The sequence below is a fragment of the Candidatus Rokuibacteriota bacterium genome, assembly GCA_016188005.1.
GTDB lineage: Bacteria > Methylomirabilota > Methylomirabilia > Rokubacteriales > CSP1-6 > UBA12499.
Genome location: JACPIQ010000012.1, coordinates 22,086 through 42,303, shown reverse-complemented (window position 1 = coordinate 42,303; position 20,218 = coordinate 22,086). Strand labels below are relative to the sequence as shown.

Here is a 20,218-nt window from a genome sequence, read left to right as displayed (position 1 = left end):
CTTCAAGGCCACAGGCAAGGCCGACCGGAGTGCGCGGTAACGCTCGGTGATGGGTGCGATTGGAAGATGGGCATAGTGGTTTCACCAGGGATGGGCGCGGTGGAGAGGGAAGACATGCGTCGGCGCTGAGACGCAAAGGAGGGCGATGGCCATGGCGAAGGCGAGATCCTTGGGGACGATCATCCTTGCGGCAGTGGTTCTGCTCATCGGAAGCGCGGGCGTGGCGCGTGCTCAGGCCATCCTCAAGTTCGCGCACGCAGGAAGTCCCGCCATGTCGTACTCCCGGGGCTACGATCAGTTCGCCGCGTGGGTCAAGGAGCGAACGAATGGGCGAGTGGTGATTGAGGTATACGGGGCGGGACGGTTAGCACTGGAGGTGGACGCCTACCGCGGAGTGATGCAGGGCAACATCGAGATCGCCTCGATCTCGAGCAGCAACATCGGGGCACTCACTGAAGCGCTGTACCTTGCCGGGCTCCCGTATGTGTTCAAGGACCTGCGCCATGTCGTCGACGTCTTCAACTACAGCCCTATCGGTGAGGAGATCAAGGCACGCGTGGGAAAGGAGCTGAACGTCCAGGTGCTGATGTTCTTCCCGGGACAGGGCTTTCGGACCGTGGCTACCGCGCGCAAGGCTGTCCGGGTGCCGGACGATCTCAAGGGACTCAAGATGAGAGCCACCTCCTCGAAGGTGGAGATCGCGCTCTTGAAGGCGTGGGGAGCGAGGCCGACACCCGTGAGCTTCGCGGAGGTCTACACGGCGTTGCAGCAGGGCACCGTCGACGGCGAATACCTGCAACATCAGTGGGTGTACTTCCCGAAGCATCACGAGGTGATCAAGTACATTGCGGAGCCCAACGCGTCCGCAGACGTCCAGGTGGTGTCGATGCGGCGAGAGGCCTGGAACAAGATATCCCCTGCAGATCAGGAAGTCGTCCGCAAGAGCGCCATCGAAGCCGTCGAGCTGGCCTACAAGCTCGATCAGGAGCAGAACGAGAATGCCCGGGCGAAGCTGGCTGAAGCCGGCGTCAAGCTGTATGCGCCCACGGGGGCGGATCTCGAACAGTGGAAGAAGAAGGCAATGACCGTCTGGGACGAATTCAAGGCTCAGGTCGGCCCGGACATGATCAAGCGAGTGCAGGCCTTCAAGCGCTAGTCCCTCGGCGCGCACATGGCCCGGGCTCTGGCGAATGTTCCGGAGATGGTGATGGCGGCGCTGTTCGCAGTCCTCATTGTGGTGACGAATCTCGCGGTGGTCTTCAGGTATCTCCTGAACGATCCTCTCATGTGGTCAGACGAGGCGAGCCGCCTGCTGCTGATATGGGTCACGTTCATGGGGGCGGCGATTGGGGTGAGACGGGGGAGTCACTTCGCGGTCGCGTTGGTGGTCTCGGCCTTGCCCGACTCGCTGCGGCGCTCTCTGTTCACGCTCAGTAACCTGGCGATGATGGCGTTTGGGGCGGTATTCCTGATCGTGGGAGTTGTAGTTCTCCGACAGATGGTGGTTGTGCAGTACGTCACGATCGGCATCTCGATGGCGTGGGCGTATCTGGCCATTCCCGTGTCCGGTGGGCTGATGGTCACCTACGCCGCAGTGCGAGTTGTGTCAGGCGGGCATGACGCGCGCACAGGGTAGCTCGTCTGGATCGAGTCACTCGGCACGTCGCCCGGATGAACGGCTGGTCCCGGCGGCGCAGCCCGCGTGACCCTAGCGCGCCCAGCTAGCCCAGGCCCTGACATCGGATCGGCGGACCGCGGCGCGGCATGGTGAAGCCCGTCGGCCGTATCCCTGGAAGCGGTCTGGTTCATGTCTTCGTCCGCAGCCTGTCGGTGAGATGGAGAACGCAAGAGGTGAGCACGGAATGATTCTGCTCGTGTTGACCGTGGTGTTTGCGGGGAGTGTCGTTGTGGGAATACCGGTGGCCTTTGCGCTGGGGGTGACGTCCTTCGTGGTGCTCGTCATCCACCCGGCGTTGAGGCTTTCGTTGATCGTCGAGAGAGCGCTGTCCGGTGTGGACTCTTTCACGCTCCTAGCAGTGCCGTTGTTCATCGTGGCTGGTGCCCTGATGGATACCGGGGGTATCTCCCATCGACTCGTCCGTCTCGCGCGGGCCCTGGTCGGTCACGTTCGGGGCGGGCTGGGGATGGGAGTGGTGGTGTCGGAGATGTTCTTTTCCGGGATTTCCGGGTCCACCCTCGCCGATGTCTCGGCGATGTCGGCGATGATGCTCCCTGCGATGCGGCGAAGTGGATACCCGGCCCCGTATTCGGTCGCCATCATCGCTGCAGCCTCGGCGATGGGGATCCTGATCCCGCCATGCATCCTGATGGTGGTGCTGGCGGGCATCGCGAACGTCTCTGTTGCCGCGCTGTTCATCGCGGGGGTCGTTCCGGCGATGGTGCTCGCGCTGGTCATCATGGCCATGCTGTTCTATCAAGCGCGCCGGTACCAGCTGCCTTCGGAGGGGCGGGCGTCGCTGCGCGAGCTGGGGAACGCCCTCATCGACGCGCTCATCCCGCTGGGCATGCCCGTGATCATCTTCGGCGGGATCCTAAGTGGAGCGACGACGCCCACCGAGGCCGCGGGGGTCGCGGTCTTGTACGCATTCGCGGTCGGTGTGTTCGTCTATCGCGAGGTGCGGATCGCCGATCTGCCGAGGATTCTGGCCGACAGCGCTGTCATCTCCGGGAGCGTGCTCCTGTTGGTGGCGCTCGCCACGATTTTCTCGTACCTCCTCGCGGTGGAACACGTGCCGGAGAGCGCCGCGAAGGTGATGGTGTCGGTGTCGTTTGCCCCGTGGGTCTTCCTGATACTGGCGAATCTGATCTTCGTGCTCGGCGGAGCCGTGCTCGAGGGCCTTCCGGCAGCACTGATTTTCGTCCCGATACTGCTGCCCGTAGTGGACAAGCTGGGAATCAACGTGCTGCATTTCCTGACCCTCGTGGTGGCCTCGGTCGGCATCGGGTTGTTCCTTCCTCCCATCGGCGCCGGTCTGGTGACAGGGTGCACGATCGGCAAGGTCAGCATGCAGGAGGTGTTCAAGCCGATGGTGACGTTTCTCGTAGTGCTGTCGGTCGGAATGGTGGTTCTGACGCTGGTTCCGTGGTTCACGACGGTGTTGCCCGAAGTTCTTCTCAGATGACCCCGGGGCAATGGTGACAGGCGGCTGGACGGAGCGCTATCTAAGGAGGAGCGAAGATGACGACTGAACGCTTGGGGCTTAGGCGGGGATTCTGCGTGCTGTTTGCGGTGTTCGTGACGATGGGCGCGCTTCTGGGTCCGCGAGACGTTTTCGCCCAGAAGCCGATAACGATCAAGCTGGCTTCGCCGGCCGCAGCGAAACAGGCGTCCGGTGTCGTGTTGCAGCGGTTTGCGGACAGGGTCAAGGAGCGGTCGGGCGGGAGAATAGTCGTCGAGGTGTATCCGAGCAATTCATTGTACGGACCCAGGGCGGCGGTCGAGGCCATGCAGAGCAAGGTACTGGAGATGGCGGCAGTGTCGAACGGGAACTTTGCCGCGTTCCAGAAGACGCTGAACGTGCTCGATCTGCCCTTCTTGTTCACGGATAGAGGGCACCTTCACGAGGTGCTGTGGGGCCCGATCGGGACGAAGATGAACAGGGAGATCGAGCGGGACACCAAGCTGAAGGTGCTGTGGTATCAGGATATCGGTGGATTTCGCCAGCTCTATACGTCGAAGAAGGCGGTGCGGGTGCCGGAGGACGTGCGGGGGTTGAAGATCAGGACCACGACCTCCCCGGTCGAACAGGCGATCGTGAGGGCATTCGGTGGGCTTCCGACGTTCGTGGACTGGGGAGAAACGTACAGCGGATTACAGCAGGGTGTCGTGGATGGCGAGTTGCTGCTGTGGAATTGGCTGGTGCCGTTCAAACACCACGAGGTGATCCGGTACGCTCTCGACCTGGACCTGTACGCGATCGCATGGGTGGTGCTGGTTGAGCCAACCTTCTTCAGCTCGTTGCCGGCGGATATGCAGAAGATGATTTCCGAGGAGGCCGACCAGGCCGCGAAGTACGCGGCGAAGCTGGACGAGGACGACGTCCGGACTTCTCGAAAGTACTTGGTGGACAAGGGTGTGAAGGTATACACGCCGACGCCAGCGGAGCGGAGCAGGTGGAGGAGCCTAGGGGTCGGTGTGTGGGAGGTACCGGAAGTGGTGAAGACGGTTGACATGGGTCTCGTGAAGGAGATCGGGAAGGCTGGCAAGTGAGGCGTGCGGGAATGCGGGGAAGGCTCCGGCGGGGCGCGGGCCGGCTCTAGAGCGGTTGGGGGCGCGTACGGCGCGGAGGATGGGGGTGGGTGAGAGTGGCGCTTCGGGTCACGATGTGAGGCGGGGACGCGCGCGGATTCTGATGGAACAGCTGCCGGAAGCTCTCGTCGTCGTGTTGGTCGCCCTGCTCGTGGTGCTGGCCAACGCGGGCGTACTGTTCAGGTACGTCTTTCTCTTGCAGGTCTCGGGGATCGACGAGCTCCAGAAGATGCTGCTCGTGTGGCTCGCGTTCACCGGCGGCGCCGTCGGGGTCAAGCGCGGTGCTCACTTCGGCGTCCACCTGGTCATGGCGCGGCTGCCTGTTCGGGTCCGGGAAGCGATTGCCGGCACAACTGAGCTGTTTGTGCTGGTGTTCGCCACCGTGCTGGTGATGCAGGGAATTCCGGCGACGAAGATCGCTTTCAGGCAGGTATTCACTGGATTGGGAATCTCGATCGGCTGGCAGTATCTGGCTGTTCCAGTGTCGGGCGGGCTCATGGTTGGGTACGTATGCTATAGAGCCTACGGGGTGGTGGCGAGGATGCGGGCGGCGAGAGAGGCGTAACGAGTGACCCTTCTGCTCCTGGGAGTGGTGTTCGTCATGCTGCTCGTCTTAGGAGTCCCCATAGCCTTCACGATGGGGGTGGCCGCCGTCATCGCGATCTTCCTGACGGGGACGGTGCCGCTCCTGCTCATTCCCGGTCGGATGGTAGCGGCAAGTGACTCCTTCGTGCTCTTGGCCATTCCGTTCTTCATCCTGGCGGGGACGCTGATGGAGATGAGCGGAATCGCGCATCGTCTGTTGACACTGGCGCGGGCGCTCGTGGCTCACTTGCGCGGTGGGCTCGGGATGGCCGTGGTCGTGGCGGAGATGTTCTTTTCGGGAATATCGGGATCGACGGTTGCGGACGTCTCAGCCATATCTTCGATGTTGCTCCCATCCATGCAGAGGGCAGGATACGCGCGGCCGCACTCGGTCGCGATCATCTCGGCGGCGTCTGCCATGGGGATCCTGATCCCGCCCTGCATCAACATGATCATCCTCGGCGAGCTGATGTCGTTGTCTGTGGCGGCGTTGTTCTTCGCGGGATTCCTTCCGGCGGCCGTGCTCGCCGTGTTGATCATGGGCCTCGTCTACGTGCAGGCGCGGAGACTGGACGTTGCGCGAGAGGATCGGGCGACGTGGCGGGAGTTCTTGAGGGCCGCTTCCGGAGCCGCGGTGCCCCTGGGGCTCCCGGTCATCATGTTTGGCGGCATCCTGGGTGGGGTCTTCACGCCGACGGAGGCTGGAGCGGTGGCGGTACTGTACGTCCTGGTGTTCGGAGTGGCGGTGTACCGGACAATCACGGTTCGGGATCTGTGGCACGCCCTCCTTGATACGGGGGTGAACACGGGAGTGATCATGCTGCTGATCGGAGCCGCCTCGGTGCTGTCGTACCTCTTGGCGGTGCAACACCTCCCACAGATCATCGTCCGGGCCATCGCCGGGGTGTCGTCGGGGCCGTGGTTCTTCCTGCTGGTAACGTCCCTGGTCTTCGTGTTCATCGGGTCGTTGCTCGAAGGGATTCCGGCCATGATGATTTTTGTTCCGATCTTCCTTCCGGTGGTTGAAGAGCTGGGCATCAACCCGCTCCATTACGGGATTGTAGTGATCGCCGCGGTCGGGATCGGTCTCTTCGTGCCTCCGGCCGGCGTTGGTCTCATTGTTGGATGCGCCGTGGGGCAGGTGAGTATCGACAAGGTGAGCAGGGGGATGGTCCCCTTTCTTCTTGTGTTGCTTCTGGGGTTGGGCATCCTGATCTTTGTCCCAACGATTACGACCGTGGTACCGGCGGCGCTGGGAGTTCGTTAGCGCGAGCGCGCTGGCCAGGAGGGAGTGTCATGGATTGGCAGGAGCGTTACGCAAAGAAGATCATCTCGGCCGAACAGGCGGCATCGTTGGTCGGGAATGGACAGGTGGTGCGGTTGCCGCTCGCTCGGGTTCCGCTCACGATCATGAAGGCGCTTCTCGCTCGGCGTGGGCATGGGCTCGAGCACGTGAAGCTCGTGCAGGGGTACCCTGCCCATGAGGCGCCCTTCTGGAACGACGGGGGCTGGGCCGAAGTGTTTCAGCCGGTGTCCGAGTATATCAGCGGGTACAACCGACCTGGGATGAAGGCGCGTCTGGTCGACTTCCTGCCCGTGGATTACCCGCTGTATCCGGCATGGACGCAAGATCCGTTGCGTAGCGACCGTTGGTGGGTGCCTGACGTGTTCTTGTGTGTCGTCGGCCCGCCCGACGGGCAGGGACAGGTGAGCTTCGGTGTACACCGCTGGTATTCGAAGGAGCTTGCTCTCAATGCGCGCCTCACGATTGCAGAGGTCGATCCGGGAACCATCCGGACAGGCGGCGACAACCTCCTTGACGTCGATGAGATCGACTACCTCGTGATCGAAACTGAGGGGCACGTGACGGCGACGGCGCCGCCACCTGGCGAAGAGGAGAAGCAGATGGTGGAGGTGATCGGGAAAGGGGTCGCTGAGCTTGTGCGAGATGGCGATACCATTCAGACCGGGGTGGGAACGGTGTCCGAAGCGGTCTGCGCGTTCCTCGGTGAGAAGAATGATCTCGGCGTGCACTCGGAAGTCATTACGAGCAGCATGGTCGAGCTGGTAAAGCGAGGTGTGATTAACGGAGTACGGAAGTCCATGCACCAGGGGAAGGTGGTGGGCGCCATGCTCGTCGAGGCCAGCGATTTGCAGTTTGTCAACGAGAACCCGATGTTCGAGCTGTACAGCGTGACGTACACGAACAATTTGTGCAGGATTGCCGCGCAACACCGGCAGGTCGCGGTCAATACGGCGCTGGCGATCGATCTCACGGGCCAGGTAGCAGCGCACACTCTTGGACCGTCCATATACAGCGGCATTGGCGGACAGACGACATTCAATATTGGCGCGGTGAACTCCCCGGGGGGACGGTCGGTGATCGCGCTACCGGCGACGGCGCAGGGAGGCAAGGTGTCTCGGGTCGTGCCCCAACTGCCGGAGGGTACGGTGGTGACGACGCCTCGATACTACGTGGATTTTGTCGTCACGGAGTTCGGCACCGCGAGCCTTCAGGGTAAGACCCAACGGGAGCGGGCCGAGGCGTTGATAGACATCGCCCATCCTGACTTCCGACCGGAACTGCGCTCAGCTGCAAGAAAGCTGTTCTGGCCATAGGCGGAGCGTTACCCACGGAGCGCGCGGTTGGGTGGGAGGGTCGTGACCGAGTTCGTGGGCCGGTGGTGGCTGACTGCTTGAAGGTGCGGTGGAGTGTGGGCCACCAGGGGGATAGGCGGAGAGCCGTACGCAGCGCTTGCCGCGCGAGGGGAAGTGGTTGCCGTGCGCATGGCTGAGTGAGGGGTTGCGGTAAGACGCAAGACTCTGGCGGACCGATGGCGCAAGGTGCGGATCGCACGCGATCCTACTCGACACGTGGCTCCGGCGCCACGCTCCAAGTGGCTGCCTTCCGAAGGAGAAACGCCATGAAATTCGGCTTCGACCTTCCTACGCGAATGGCCAGGCTCGATGCGTCAGAACGTCACGTCAATGAAATCGTGAACCCGCACACCATCACCGCATTGGCGCAAAAGGGCGAAGCATTGGGGTTTGATTCGGTGTGGGTGAGTGACCACGTCGTGATACCCGCCACCTCGGAGGGCTACCCGTATACCGAGGATGGGACGTACCCCCTCCATCCGCAACGGCCTTTTCTTGAGCCTCTCGTGTCGCTGGCATATCTGGCCGGCTGCACTCGCAGGATCCGGTTGGGGACAAGCGTGGTCATTCTTCCGTACCGGAATCCCGTCATCACTGCAAAGATGCTGGCGACGATGGATGTACTGTCGGCTGGCCGCTTGATTGTGGGCGTAGGGATTGGATGGTGGGCGCAGGAGTTTTCCGCGCTCGGAGTGCCGTTCTTTCGAGACCGGGGCGCGTACTCAGACGAGTGTGTGCGGATCTTCAAGGAGTTGTGGACGAGCGAACTGTCGAGTTTCGAGGGGAAGTATCACAGCTTCTCGAGCGTCGGGTGTTATCCAAAGCCGGTCCAGAAGCCGCACCCCCCGATCTGGATTGGGGGGCAGACGACGTCGACGCTGAAGAGGGTCGCCCGACTTGGAGACGGATGGCATCCCTTGGCTATGCGGAAACCAGTCAGGCTGGATCCGGGGGAGCTGAAGGACAAGGTCGCTGAGCTTCGCCGCTTGGTCGAGGCGGCCGGCCGGGATCCCGAGGCGATAGAAGTAAGCCTGCGAATCAGGCTGAGATTCAGCGATGCCGATCGGGGGGAGCGACTGACCGGTACGGTAGGGAAGGTGGCAGACGATATCAGACGGTATGGGGAGGCGGGAGTGAGCCATTTCTTGTTTGATCTTGAGATGGATTCATTTCAGGGGATGGCTGAGACGTTGGAACGCTTTGCTGTGGAGGTGAGACCGCAACTCACGTAGGACGAATGAAGAGAGGAGCATCGCTCGGCCAGGAGCGCACTCTCGCCGCGGGCCACCATCCAGCCGACGACGTACCGCCTGAAGACGTAGCGCACGGCGTACAGGTAGAACTAGCCCCACTTCGCCGGTTCGAGCAGCTTGGTGATATCCTAGCTCCACAGGTGTCCGACACTCGAGCGACCTGAACAGAGCCTTTCGTGAATCTCTGGCGACGCCTCAGACCGGCACGCACCATCTGGCCGACCCGGGACGGGTGGTGGTGCCTCTTCGCCGCGATGGGCCTCGGCGTGGCGGCCATCAACACCGGCAACAACCTCCTCTACCTCCTCTCCTCGATGCTGCTGGGGCTGGTGGTGGTCTCCGGCATCCTGTCCGAGGCCGTGATGCGCGGGCTGCGTCTGACGGCCATCCTGCCGGAGGAGGTCCACGCGGGCCGCCCCGCGCTCGTCGGCGCCACCGTGGCGAACCGCAAGCGGCGGATCCCTTCCTACTCGATCAGCCTCGAGGCCCTGGGGCAGGGCGGGCCCGGCCGCGTCATCTATCTGCCGCGGCTGTCCGCCGGCGACGAGCGCGTGGTGACCTGGGAGCTGACCCTCGCCGCGCGCGGGCGGCACCGCCTCCCCGGAGTCCGGGTCACCACGCGGTTCCCCTTCGGCGTCTTCCTCAAGGCGGGGCAGGTGATCCTCCGGGCGGAGGTCCTGGTCTACCCCGCGCTCGTTCCCGTGCCCGCGCATCTGCTGCGGCGCATCGGCGGCAGCGGTCCGGCGCAGACGCGCCGTCGCGGGCGCGGCAGCGATCTTCACAACCTCCGCGACTACCGGCCGGGTGACGATCCCCGGCTCATCCACTGGCGGAGCAGCGCCAAGACCCAGGCCCTCACGGTGCGCGAGCTCGAGGCCGAGACCAGCACGGACACGCGCATCGTGCTCGACGGGACCGGCGCGCGGGATCCGGCGCGGCTCGAGACGGGGCTGTCCGAGGCCGCCTCGCTGGCCTGCCATCTCCTCCGCGCCGGCGCCACGGTCGAGCTGGCCGGTCCCGGCCTGCTCGTCCCGCTGGCGCGCGGGCGCGGGCAGGAGCGCCGGATCCTCACGGCGCTCGCATTGTACGAGCCGCGGCCCGCCCGCGCCGGGACCGGCCTCGCCCGCGCGGCAGGCCGGGAGGGCGCGGCGCTGCGCGAGATCCGCGTCGGGATCGGCTGAGATGTCGCCGACGCTCGCCGTGCGGATCGCCACCTATCTCCTCGTGGCCGACGGGCTGGCCGCCCTCTTCCTGGCGGGGTTGATCGGCCCGCTGGGGCTCGCGGTGGTCGGCGCGGCGCTCGCGCTCTCCTGGTGGCAGGAGCCGCTGCGGGCGCGCGTGCACACGCGGGGGCTCGGCGCCGCGCTGGCCGCGGCCGCCGCCATCGGCTCCGCGGCGGATCTCCTCTTCCTCGCCGACACGCTCCTGGACGGTCTCGTGCACCTCCTGCTCTTTCTCGTCCTGGCCCGGATCTTCACGCTGCGCGCTCCCGGCGACAGCCGGGTCGTGGCCTTCCTGTCCTTCTTCATGCTGGTGGCCGCCTCCTCGGGCGCCTTCGGCGTGGGCTTCCTCTTCGTCTTCGTCGCCTGCCTCCTCCTATCCACGTGGATGCTCCTCCTCCAGCACGTGCTCGCCGAGTCGGCGCCGCACGCGGGCCGCGTCATCGTCGGCATCCCGCCGCAGCTGGCCTGGGGGCGCGGGCTCCTCGGGCTGGCCGCCGGCGCCGCCGCCGCCACGCTCCTGATCACGGCTGCGCTGTTCTTCGTCATCCCGCGCGTCGGGCTGGCGGCCTTGCCCTTCCGGGCCAAGCTCGGGCCGCTCGTCACCGGCTTCACCGATCGCGTGGAGCTGGGCGCCTATGGCCAGATCGAGACCGACGCGAGCATGGCCATGCGCGTGCACATCCCCGAGGGCATGGGGGCGGCGGAGGAGATCCCCGGTCTGCGCTGGCGGGGTATCGTCTTCGACGAGTTCGACGGGCGGGCGTGGACCGTGGGCCAGCCGGACCGGATGGCGGTCCGCCGCTCGATGACCGCCGACTTCCGGCTCGGCGGCTATCGGGGGCAAGGCCGGATCCTCAGGCAGGAGTTCTACCTCGAGCCCATCGGCACCGAGGTCATCTTCGCGGCGCCCCGCATCCTGCGGCTCGAGGCGCGGGCGCGGGAGATCACGGTGGACGACATGGGCAGCGTCTCCATCGCCCAGCCCTCGGCGCGGCTTCACTACATCGTCGAGTCGGAGCTGGAGGCGCCGCGCGCGGGGGTGCCGGATGCGTGGGGGTTCGCCAGCGCCGACGACCCGGCCGTCGCGCGCTACCTCCAGCTGCCGCCGCTTCCCGCGCGCATCCCCGCGCTGGCCCGCGAGGTGACGGCGGGGAGCCGCAGCCCCTACGAGGCCGCGCGCCGGCTCAACGAGCACCTGGCCCGGGAGTTCGCCTACACCCTGGCGCTCGAGCGGCGCACGACCCTGCCGCCCCTCGAGGAGTTCCTCTTCGTGCGGCGCGCGGGCAACTGCGAGTACTTCGCCGCCTCGCTGGCCGTGATGCTCCGCTCGCTGGGCGTGCCCGCCCGCGTGGTAGGGGGATTCCAGCGTGGGGAGTGGAATCCCTACGGCCGCTACTTCGCGGTGCGGATGCGGGATGCCCACTCCTGGGTCGAGGCATATTTCCCGAGCGCCGGCTGGCTGAGCTTCGACCCCTCGCCGCGCGCTGCGGCCGAGGCCGGGCGGAGCACGCTGGCGCTCTATCTCGACGCCCTGCGCATGCGCTGGTACCGCTACGTGATCAACTGGAGCCTCCGTGACCAGGTCGAGGTGGCCGTCGGCCTCAGGCGCCAAGCCGGGAACTGGGGAACATGGGTGGCCGCGTTGCGGGAGACCCCGGCCCCGCGCGCGGTCTGGCCGGTCATCGCGCTCGCGGCGGCCGCGGCAGTGGCCCTCGTGCTGTACAGGGGCCGCTCGGCGCCGGCCGCCCGCGCCGCGCGCCGGATGCCGCGCTTCTACGCTCGCGCCCTGCGCGCCCTGGCCCGGCGGGGGCTGAGACCCTCGCCGGGGGAGACCGCGCGCGAGTTCTGCGCCCGAGCCGCCGCCGCGGTCCCGGGCTGGGCCGAGCCCGTCGCCGCCATCACCGTGGCCTACGAGCGCGCCCGCTTCGGCGCGCTGACCCTCACGGCCGCTGAGGAGGCGGCCCTCGAGGGCTCGCTCGCCGCCCTGGCTCGCCGGCGGGCGGGCTGAGACCGCCCCCCCCACGGGGGGGAGCATCCTAGCGGAGGCGCTGATGCTCCACGAGGAGACAGCGGTCCTGCACGACCTCTATTCCCGCCCGGGCCAGCGTCTCGGCCGCCGCATCGTGGGTGATGCCGAGCTGGAACCACACCACCCGCGGCCTGGTGGTGAGGATGTCCGGCAGATGCGGCGGGATGTCGCGCGGGCGCCGGAAGACGTTGACCATGTCCACGGGACCCGGGACGTCCGCGAGCCGGTGGAAGACGGGACGGCCGAGGATCTCCGTCACCTCGGGGTAGTACACCGGCACCGGGACGATGTCGTACCCCTGGGCGGCCATGTAGGCCGGCACGTAGAAGGCGGGTCGGTCCGCCCGCGCCTCGGGCTTGATGCCGAGCACGGCGATCCGCCGGCACCCGCGCACGATCCGCGCGATGCCGTCCGCGTCCGTCACCAGGTTCTCCCGCCAGTCGCCCACGCCACGAGTCTAGCATCACCGCGCGACTGTGATAGCGTGAGGGCGGGAGGAGCCCGTCCATGCCGATCCGGATCACCCGCGTCTACACGCGCACCGGCGACAGGGGAGACACGGCCCTCGTGGGCGGCCAGCGCGTGGCGAAGGACTCCCCGCGCATCGAGGCCTACGGCACCGTGGACGAGCTGAACGCCGTCGTGGGGCTGGCGCGCGTCTTCAACGCCGAGCGGCTCAAGAGAGGGAAGGACCATCGCTGGCTCGACGAGGTGCTCCGGCGCCTGCAGAACGAGCTGTTCGACCTGGGGAGCGAGCTGGCCACGCCCGAGGACGCGGCCTACGAGGGCATGCACCGCGTGGGCGAGGCCGAGGTGACGGGGCTCGAGCGGCTCATGGACCAGTGCCAGAAGGACCTGCCCCCGCTCAAGTCGTTCGTGCTCCCCGGCGGCGGTCGCGTCGGCGGCTTCCTCCACCAGGCCCGCACAGTGTGCCGGCGCGCCGAGCGGCACATCCTGGCGCTCTCGCGGGTGGAGCCCATGAGCGAGTGGCCGCTCAAGTATGTCAACCGGCTGAGCGACCTGCTCTTCGTCCTCTCCCGCTGGGTGGGGCTGCGCCTCGGGGAGACGGAGTTCCTCTGGGAGCGGGGGCTCGCCTCTCATGCGCGACGCCAGCGTCGATGAGTCCCGCGGAAGGCGTTGGCCGTGAGGCGCCGGGGCCCGGCGGGCGCGCCCCCCGGGCCCCGGCGTCAACCAGTTCCCCGACACTCATTGGCCAGGCCGCGGCGGCACTGTCCTGGCGGGCGGGCGGGTACGCGATCCGGCGGGCGACCCCTGCGGATCACGACGCGGTGGCGCGGGAGCTCGCCGCTTACCTGGACTTCCTCGGCGAGCCGCTCGACGGCGAGGGACTCGACCGCGACATCGCCCGCTGGCAGGAGGCCTATGACGGCGCCCGCGGCGTGATGCTCCTCGTGGTGGACCCTCGAGGAGCGCTGGTCGGGACGGCGGCCGTGCGGCGCCTGGAGCCGGAGGTGGGCGAGCTGAAGCGCATGTGGATCCGGCCGGCGCATCAGGGGCGCGGCCTCGGCCGTCCGCTCCTGGACGCCTGCCTCGCCGTGGCCCGCGCGCTCGGCTGCCGACGCCTGCGCCTGGACAGCGAGCGCAGGCTCGAGGCGGCGGTGCATCTCTACCGCGCCTACGGCTTCTCCGAGATCGCCGACTACAACGGCAACCCGCGTGCGGAGCTGTGGATGGAAGTGCGCCTCTGACGGGGCGCGGTCCGCCCTTCCAGGTCCCCCAGCGGCCCTGCTCCACGGCGGCGAGAAACTCGACCCCGTTCACGCGCGCGATGGGCATGTGGCCTCCGGAGATGAGGAAGTCGTGTGCTACACTGCCTCGGCTTTAGCACGCGCGCCTCGCACGACGCAAGTCCCTGACAAGGAGGGCTCGTGGACCCGGTCCGGCCGCTCGCCGAGGCCCCCCGCGGCATGGTCGCCTCGCCTCACAGGCTGGCCTCGCAGGCCGGCGTCGAGGTGCTCGGAGCGGGCGGCTCGGCGGTGGATGCCGCCATCGCCACGAGCGCCGTGCTCTGCGTCGTCTACCCGCACATGACGAGCGTGGGCGGGGATGCCTTCTGGCTCGTCCACGACGCCCACCGGGGCGGCGTGCGCTTCCTCAACGGCGGCGGCCGGGCCGCCGCCGCCGCCGCGCTCGACTGGTTCGCCTCCCGCGGCCTCGACGAGATCCCGCTTCACGGCATCGTGCCCGCGACGCTCACCGTGCCCGGGGCCGTGGACAGCTGGTGCCAGGCGCACGCGGCTCACGGGCGGCTGCCCCTCGCGCGCGATCTGGCGCCGGCCGTCACGCTGGCGCGCGACGGCTTCGAGGTGTCCGAGCGACTCGCGCGCTGGACCGGCGAGGCTTCCGGGGATCTCGCCCGCGACCCCGGCGCGGCGGCCATCTTCTTGCCGGAGGGGCGGCCGCCGGTGGCGGGGCAGCGGCTCGCCAATCCCGACCTGGCGCGGACGCTCACGGCCATCGGGGCCGGCGGGCGCGCCGCCTTCTACGAGGGCGAGGTCGCGCGGGAGATGGCTCGACACGCCCGCGCGCACGGCGGCTTCTTCACCGAGCGGGACTTCCTCGCCCAGCGAGCCCGCTGGGGCGAGCCGCTGTCCGGCGGCTACCGCGGCGTCACCATCTACGAGACGCCGCCCCCCACCCAGGGGCTGGCCGTGCTCGAGATGCTGCGCCTGCTGGAGCCCTACGACCTGGGGGCCATGGAGTACCTGGGCCCCGATCACGTCCATCTCCTCGTCCAGGCCAAGATGCTCGCCTACCATGACCGCGACAGGCTGCTGGCCGACCCGGACTTCGCCCGGGTGCCGGTGGAGCGCTTGCTCTCGCGCGCCTATGCCGACGAGCGCCGGCGGCTCATCGATCCCGCGCGGGCCCTGCCGTGGGACGGCGTGCCGGCCGCGGGGAGCCTGGCCGGCGACACCGTCTACGTCTGCGCGGTGGACGCCGAGGGCAATGCCGCCTCGCTGATCCAGAGCCTCTACGGGATCTACGGCTCCGGGGTGGTGGCCGGGAGCACCGGCGTCGTGCTCCAGAACCGCAGCGCCTACTTCTCGCTGGACCCCGACCACCCGAACCGCCTCGAGCCGGGGAAGATCCCCTTCCATACCCTCATCGCCTCGCTGGCCTTCCGCGGGGACGGCCTCTGGCAGGCCTTCGGCTGCATGGGCGCCGACGGCCAGCCGCAGATCCACCTGCAGGCCTATACCGCCATGATCGACTTCGGCCGGAGCCTCCCCGAGGCGCTGGCCTCGCCGCGCTGGCTGTCGGGACGCTTCGTCCTCGGCGACCCGCGGGACCTCCTCAACATGGAGGGGCGCTTCCCCGAGCACACCTTCGCCGAGCTCGAACGGCGGGGCCACCGCATCAACCGGTGGGGGGCGTGGAGCGAGCTGGCGGGGCACGCCCACGGCATCACCGTCGACCCGGACCGCCGCACGCGCCTGGGGGCCGCCGACCCGCGCAGCGACGGCGCGGCGCTGGGCTGCTAGCGACGAGGTGGAGCCCGGGATTGTCAGGATCGCGTAGCCTGCCGCGTGAGCTCCCGGCGGACCAGCGCGGCACCCCCGGCCAGCGCCCGCAGCTTGCCGCGGGCCACCTCGCGCGAGAGCGGCACCATCCCGCAGTTGGTGCAGGGGTGGATCCGCTCGGGGCGCACGTGCTTCATCGCCGCCCGGATCACCGCCGCCACCTCCTCCGGCGTCTCGACCCGGTCGCTGGCCACGTCCACCGCGCCCAGGAGGATGTCCTTGTCGCCGAGGAGGCCGAGGAGCGAGATGGGCACGTGCGAGGCCGCGCACTCGAGCGAGACGCCGCCGATCCGGCTCCGGGCCAGGAGCGGGAAGGTCCGCTCGTACTCCCGCCACTCGCCGCCCAGCGTCTGCTTCCAGTCCGTGTTGGCCTTGATCCCGTAGCCGTAGCAGATGTGGACCGACGTCCGGCAGGCGAGCCCCTCCACGGCGCGGTCCAGCGCCTCGATGCCCCAGTCCCGCACCTCGTCCATGTAGACGTTGAAGGCGGGTTCGTCGAGCTGGATCATGTCCACGCCGAGCGCCTCGAGCTCCCGGGCCTCCTCGTTCAGGAGCCGCGCGAGGGCCATGCCCAGCTCGGCCCGGCTCCGGTAGTGCGCGTCGTGGATCGTGTCCACGATGGTCATGGGGCCGGGCATCGTGAACTTGAGGGGGCGCTGCGTGCGGGCGCGCGCGAAGCGAACCTCGCGGGAGTGGACGGGCCCGCGGCGGCGCACGGGGGCCACCACGGTCGGCACCTCCGCCCGGTAGCGGTCGGCGCGGATGCCGATCGTCACCATCTTCGAGAAGTCGATGCCCTCCACCTCCTCCACGAAGCCCCAGACGAAGTGCCGGCGCGTCTGCTCGCCGTCGGTGACGATGTCGATGCCGGCCTCTTCCTGCTCGCGGAGCGCCAGCACCACCGCGTCTTGCTTGCCCTCCTCGAGCGCTTGCCCTTCGAGGAGCCACGGCGACCAGAGCCGCCGCGGCGTGGCGAGCCACGCCGGCTTGGGCAGGCTGCCCGCGATGGTGGTCTTGAGCATGGCGACCGCCATGGTATCATGGCCGCCGTGAAGCGACGGTTGACGCTCCTCGTCCTCTTCTCCCTCGCCGCAGTGGGCTGCGAGTCGGTCCCAGAGAAGCAGTGGTACAAGCCCGGTGGGGCTTACACGCTGGCGGATTTCCGCAACGACGAGAAGGCCTGCACGCGCGATCGCAAGCTCGACGAGGCGTGTCTGAAGGCGCGCGGCTGGGTGCCGCTGTCCGGGGACATCGCCCCCACCAAGGCCGAGCCCACGCCGACCCGGACCCGCCCCATGGGACGCTACTAGTGCTTCGCCCACCGACCTTCCCGCTCGCCCCGTGACCTCGTCCCGCATCGAGGCCGTGATCCTGGATTTCGGCGGCGTCCTCTGGGACATGCGCTGGGACGTGGCCTCGGCGCTGGACGCCGACCACGGGCTGCCGCGCTCCTCCGTGTTCGAGACGCTGTACCGGACGGACGCCTGGCGGGAGATCGAGCGGGGCGTCGGCGATCCCGCCGCGTGGCGTGAGAGCGCGCACCGGGCGCTGGAGGCGCGCGCACGCCGTCCGCTGCCGCCCCTGCACGACCGGTGGCGGGAGGCGCAGCACGCCATCGCGCCCACGCTGGCGCTGGTGCGGGCGCTGCGGCCGCCGTACAAGGTCTCCATCCTGAGCAACGCGGATGCGACGCTGCGTCACCGTCTCGAGCGCGAGATCCGCATCCACGATCTCTTCGACGACATCGTCTGCTCGGCCGAGGTGGGGATGGCCAAGCCGGAGCCCGCCATCTTCCACCTCGCGGCCGACCGCCTCGGGGTCGCGCCCGCGCGCTGTGTCTTCGTGGACGACTGGGACGAGAACGTCGCTGCCGCGGAGCGCGTGGGGATGCAGGCGGTCCTCTTCCGCGTGGATCGCGGCGACGATCTCCGCGCCCGGCTGGGCGCGCTCGGCGTCGCGCCGGCCGCCTGAGAGCGCCCCCATGGCGCGCATCGCGGCCTTCCTCAACTCCGGCGCCGATCTCGGCGCCGCGGTGACGCTGGCCGCTCGCGCGGAGGGGCTGGGCTACGAGAGCCTCTGGACCACGCATGGCCTGGGGCGCGATGCGTTCCTGGTCCTCGCCGCCTACGGGCAGGTCGCGCCGCACGTGGGGCTCGGGACGGGTGTCGTCCCGATCTACCCGCGGCACCCGGTGCTGCTGGCCCAGGAGGCGCTCACCCTCCAGGACGTGACGGGCGGACGTCTCCGTCTCGGCATCGGCGTGAGCCACCGCGCGTCCATGGAGCAGGCGCTGGGGCTCCCCATGGGCGAGCCCCTCGAGGTGATGCGGGAATACGTCGCCGTGCTGCGCAGCGCCCTCACGGGGCGCGTCGAGCACGCAGGCGCTCGCTACCGCGTGGCGTGGCAGAGCGGGCTTCCACGGCTGCCGGCCGCGCCGTCCCTGCTCCTGGCCGGGCTCGGGCCGCGCATGCTCGAGCTGGCCGGGGAGATCGCCGATGGGGTCGTGCTCTGGCTCTGCGCGCCGGAGTACATCCGCCGCGTGGCGCTGCCCGCGATCAGGGGCGGGCGCGCGCGCGCGGGGAAGCCGCCGGACGGCTTCGAGGTGGTGGCGGCGGTGCCCGCCGCGCTCACGGTGGAGCGGACGGCGGCGACGGCGCTCTTCAAGGCGGAGCTCACGCGCTATCTCGCGCTGCCCTTCTACCGCGCCATGCTGGTCGGGAGCGGCTTCGCGGCCGAGCTCGCCGCCTACGACCGCGCCCCCGGCCCCGAGGCCGTGCCCGATCGCCTCGCGGCGGCGCTGGGCGCCGTCGGCGACTACCGGGCGCTCCAGGACTTCGTCGCCGCCCACCGCGAGGCCGGCGTCACCCTGCCGGCCATCCGCCCCATCGGCTTCCCCGACGCGCGGCACTATCTTCCGACCCTCGAAGCCGGCGCGGCCACCTGACCGTCGGGGTCAGGTCTTGCATTCCAACATCGGCAGGGGCCCGATCTTGCATCGTGGTATCGGTGACGGCGCTGTTCATCAAGCTGGAGCGGGGGCGCAGCAGCGTCGGGGCCAGGGCCACGTGTCGCTTTTCAAGACCTGACCCCGGGCGGGGCCGGGGCTTGCGTGGCCTCCTCGGGCACCTGCCGATCGTCGAGGAGGACCCCGACACCGCGGCGCTCATCCGCCGCCTCCGCCACGTGAGGAGCGCCAGCGGCTTCAGCCGCGCGGAGTTCCTCGCCATGTGCCGCTGGAAGAGCCCGCGGGCGCTCCCGCAGTGCCGGCGCAATCGGGCGGCCACGATCCGGGCGGTCTCCCGCGACGTCCTGGCGACGCGCAGCGAGCGCCGCCGCATGCAGTTGCTGGTGGGACTCCGCGGCGTCAGCGTGGCCATGGCCTCGGCGATCCTGACGCTGCTCGATCCCATCCGCTACGGCGTGCTCGACATCCGCGTCTGGCAGCTGCTCTTCGCGCTCCGGTCCGTGGGCGTCAACCCCCGCGGCCGCGGCTTCACGGTGGAGCAGTGGCTCCTCTACCTGCGTGAGCTGCGCCGCCACGCCCGCGAGCGGCGGGTGACGCCCCGCGCGCTCGAGTGGACGCTCTTCCACCACCACCGGGCCATCCAGACCGGGAGGCTGTACTGCTGACCTTGGGGTCAGGTCTTGCATTCCGACATTGGCAGGAGTGCGGTCTTGCGTTGGCCTACGGCTCAGGGACTGGTCATCGTGTGCCGCTCGGAGGGTAATGGCACTGGGGCCGGGGCTCCGTGTCGGTTTGCAAGATCTGACCCCAAGGGCCGCTACGGCTTGCCGTCGAGGGCCCGCTTGAGCTGGTCGAGGTGGTTGTCGTCGTGCCACGCCATCATGCCGATGAAGTCCTTGATCGTCATGCGCCCGCGCGTGGCGTGGACTCCGGCCCGCTCCAGCTGATCCGGGGCGAGATGGCGCAGGAAGGCCAGCGTCTCGGCGCGCCGCCCCCGGAAGGCGGCCAGGGCCTCGGCGGCATCGTTGCGGAGGTACTGGCGCTCGGTGGCCCAGCGGTCGGGCTCCACGGGGAGGAACCTCGGCTCTTCCATGGCGAGGATGGCCTGGAAGCGCCCCATGAACCCCTCCTCGGTGTCCCGGATGTGGCAGACGATCTCCTTCGGCGCCCAGTTCTTCGGGTCGGGCCGCCGGGCGAGGGTCGCCTCCGGCACCCCGTTGATGGCCGCCGAGAAGTCGTCCGCTGTCCGCCCCATCCGCGCCATCTGCTCCTCGATCGTCGCCATGGCCTGACCTTCGTCGGTGACGAGCTGGTGGAAGAGATGCGACTCGCGCTGGTAGAAGCCCTGCGTGTGGAGCGAGTCGCCGAGCCGCAAGAGCGTGTAGTCCAGATGATGCCCCATCTCGTGGAGCAGCGTGCGGAGAAAGGTCCGGAACGCGACGACCCGCTTCTGCCGGGCCGTCCGCATCCAGAGCGTGATGAGCGGCGGCTGGCCGGGCCGCCGCCCCGTCTCGTAGAGCCCGTGCAGCTCTCCCCACTTCGCGTGGGGGCGGGCCGCCAGCACCTGCACCCTCACGGTGGGCATACCGAGGGCCGAGGCCACGGCCGCCACGAGCCGCTGAGCCGCCCGCTCGGTCGGCGGGCGGTCCTCGCTGCGGAGCGCCTCGGCCAGCTCGGTCACGAGCGGCCG

At 68.6% G+C, this 20,218-nt stretch carries 20 protein-coding genes; 17 read left to right on the top strand and 3 right to left on the bottom strand.

Translation table 11 applies throughout. The features are described 5' to 3' along the window. The first annotated feature begins 151 nt into the window (after positions 1-151). The 10 genes from HYV93_03775 to HYV93_03730 all read left to right on the top strand — a co-directional run bounded on the left by HYV93_03775 (position 152) and on the right by HYV93_03730 (position 11,997). Positions 152-1,156: a TRAP transporter substrate-binding protein gene (locus HYV93_03775; protein ID MBI2525081.1), complete on the top strand. Its 1,005-nt coding sequence runs from the start codon at positions 152-154 to the stop codon at positions 1,154-1,156. Positions 1,157-1,207: 51 nt separating this feature from the next. Further along, complete coding sequence (locus tag HYV93_03770; protein MBI2525080.1) at positions 1,208-1,636, top strand: TRAP transporter small permease; 429 nt, start codon at positions 1,208-1,210, stop codon at positions 1,634-1,636. A gap of 226 nt (positions 1,637-1,862) precedes the next feature. After that, on the top strand, positions 1,863-3,143 hold the full coding sequence (locus tag HYV93_03765; protein ID MBI2525079.1) for a TRAP transporter large permease: 1,281 nt from the start codon (positions 1,863-1,865) through the stop codon (positions 3,141-3,143). A 56-nt stretch (positions 3,144-3,199) separates the two neighbouring features. After that, a complete protein-coding gene (locus tag HYV93_03760) occupies positions 3,200-4,231 on the top strand; it encodes a TRAP transporter substrate-binding protein (protein ID MBI2525078.1) in 1,032 nt (343 codons plus the stop codon). Between the two features lie 142 nt (positions 4,232-4,373). Continuing rightward, a complete protein-coding gene (locus tag HYV93_03755; GenBank protein MBI2525077.1) occupies positions 4,374-4,835 on the top strand; it encodes a TRAP transporter small permease subunit in 462 nt (153 codons plus the stop codon). A gap of 3 nt (positions 4,836-4,838) precedes the next feature. Continuing rightward, positions 4,839-6,122, top strand: coding sequence for a TRAP transporter large permease (locus tag HYV93_03750; GenBank protein ID MBI2525076.1), 1,284 nt, complete (start codon positions 4,839-4,841; stop codon positions 6,120-6,122). A gap of 29 nt (positions 6,123-6,151) precedes the next feature. Then, complete coding sequence (locus tag HYV93_03745) at positions 6,152-7,474, top strand: acetyl-CoA hydrolase/transferase family protein (protein ID MBI2525075.1); 1,323 nt, start codon at positions 6,152-6,154, stop codon at positions 7,472-7,474. A 305-nt stretch (positions 7,475-7,779) separates the two neighbouring features. Next, positions 7,780-8,745: an LLM class F420-dependent oxidoreductase gene (locus HYV93_03740; GenBank protein MBI2525074.1), complete on the top strand. Its 966-nt coding sequence runs from the start codon at positions 7,780-7,782 to the stop codon at positions 8,743-8,745. Between the two features lie 197 nt (positions 8,746-8,942). Further along, positions 8,943-9,947 carry a DUF58 domain-containing protein gene (locus tag HYV93_03735; protein ID MBI2525073.1) on the top strand — a complete coding sequence of 335 codons (1,005 nt, stop codon included), beginning with the start codon at positions 8,943-8,945 and terminating at the stop codon, positions 9,945-9,947. Position 9,948: 1 nt separating this feature from the next. Then, positions 9,949-11,997: a DUF3488 domain-containing protein gene (locus tag HYV93_03730; GenBank protein ID MBI2525072.1), complete on the top strand. Its 2,049-nt coding sequence runs from the start codon at positions 9,949-9,951 to the stop codon at positions 11,995-11,997. Positions 11,998-12,025: 28 nt separating this feature from the next. Here HYV93_03730 and HYV93_03725 read toward each other — a convergent pair whose 3' ends face one another. Further along, a complete protein-coding gene (locus HYV93_03725) occupies positions 12,026-12,466 on the bottom strand; it encodes a CoA-binding protein (protein ID MBI2525071.1) in 441 nt (146 codons plus the stop codon). Positions 12,467-12,525: 59 nt separating this feature from the next. Between HYV93_03725 and HYV93_03720 the strand changes: the two genes are divergently transcribed. From HYV93_03720 to ggt, 3 genes are all read left to right on the top strand, one after another. After that, the gene (locus HYV93_03720) at positions 12,526-13,140 is read left to right on the top strand and encodes a cob(I)yrinic acid a,c-diamide adenosyltransferase (protein MBI2525070.1); all 615 of its coding nucleotides are present in this window, start codon (positions 12,526-12,528) and stop codon (positions 13,138-13,140) included. 107 nt (positions 13,141-13,247) lie between these two features. Continuing rightward, complete coding sequence (locus HYV93_03715; protein ID MBI2525069.1) at positions 13,248-13,727, top strand: GNAT family N-acetyltransferase; 480 nt, start codon at positions 13,248-13,250, stop codon at positions 13,725-13,727. 180 nt (positions 13,728-13,907) lie between these two features. After that, entirely contained in the window at positions 13,908-15,524 is a 1,617-nt protein-coding gene (gene ggt, locus HYV93_03710) for a gamma-glutamyltransferase (protein MBI2525068.1), read from the top strand. A gap of 23 nt (positions 15,525-15,547) precedes the next feature. On the opposite strand, the gene HYV93_03705 is transcribed toward ggt, so the two are convergent. Beyond that, a complete protein-coding gene (locus tag HYV93_03705; protein ID MBI2525067.1) occupies positions 15,548-16,597 on the bottom strand; it encodes a methionine synthase in 1,050 nt (349 codons plus the stop codon). A gap of 15 nt (positions 16,598-16,612) precedes the next feature. Between HYV93_03705 and HYV93_03700 the strand changes: the two genes are divergently transcribed. From HYV93_03700 to HYV93_03685, 4 genes are read left to right on the top strand one after another with little or no spacing between them, the layout of a single operon-like run. Further along, entirely contained in the window at positions 16,613-16,873 is a 261-nt protein-coding gene (locus HYV93_03700) for a hypothetical protein (protein MBI2525066.1), read from the top strand. A 31-nt stretch (positions 16,874-16,904) separates the two neighbouring features. Continuing rightward, positions 16,905-17,534 (top strand): HAD family phosphatase, encoded by a 630-nt coding sequence (locus HYV93_03695; GenBank protein ID MBI2525065.1) that lies wholly within the window; start codon positions 16,905-16,907, stop codon positions 17,532-17,534. A gap of 10 nt (positions 17,535-17,544) precedes the next feature. Then, positions 17,545-18,507: an LLM class flavin-dependent oxidoreductase gene (locus tag HYV93_03690; GenBank protein MBI2525064.1), complete on the top strand. Its 963-nt coding sequence runs from the start codon at positions 17,545-17,547 to the stop codon at positions 18,505-18,507. A 53-nt stretch (positions 18,508-18,560) separates the two neighbouring features. Then, on the top strand, positions 18,561-19,193 hold the full coding sequence (locus tag HYV93_03685; protein ID MBI2525063.1) for a hypothetical protein: 633 nt from the start codon (positions 18,561-18,563) through the stop codon (positions 19,191-19,193). A gap of 152 nt (positions 19,194-19,345) precedes the next feature. Here the strand turns inward: HYV93_03685 and HYV93_03680 are convergent, their stop codons facing one another. Next, positions 19,346-20,209 (bottom strand): DinB family protein, encoded by an 864-nt coding sequence (locus HYV93_03680; protein MBI2525062.1) that lies wholly within the window; start codon positions 20,207-20,209, stop codon positions 19,346-19,348. Positions 20,210-20,218: the final 9 nt, after the last annotated feature.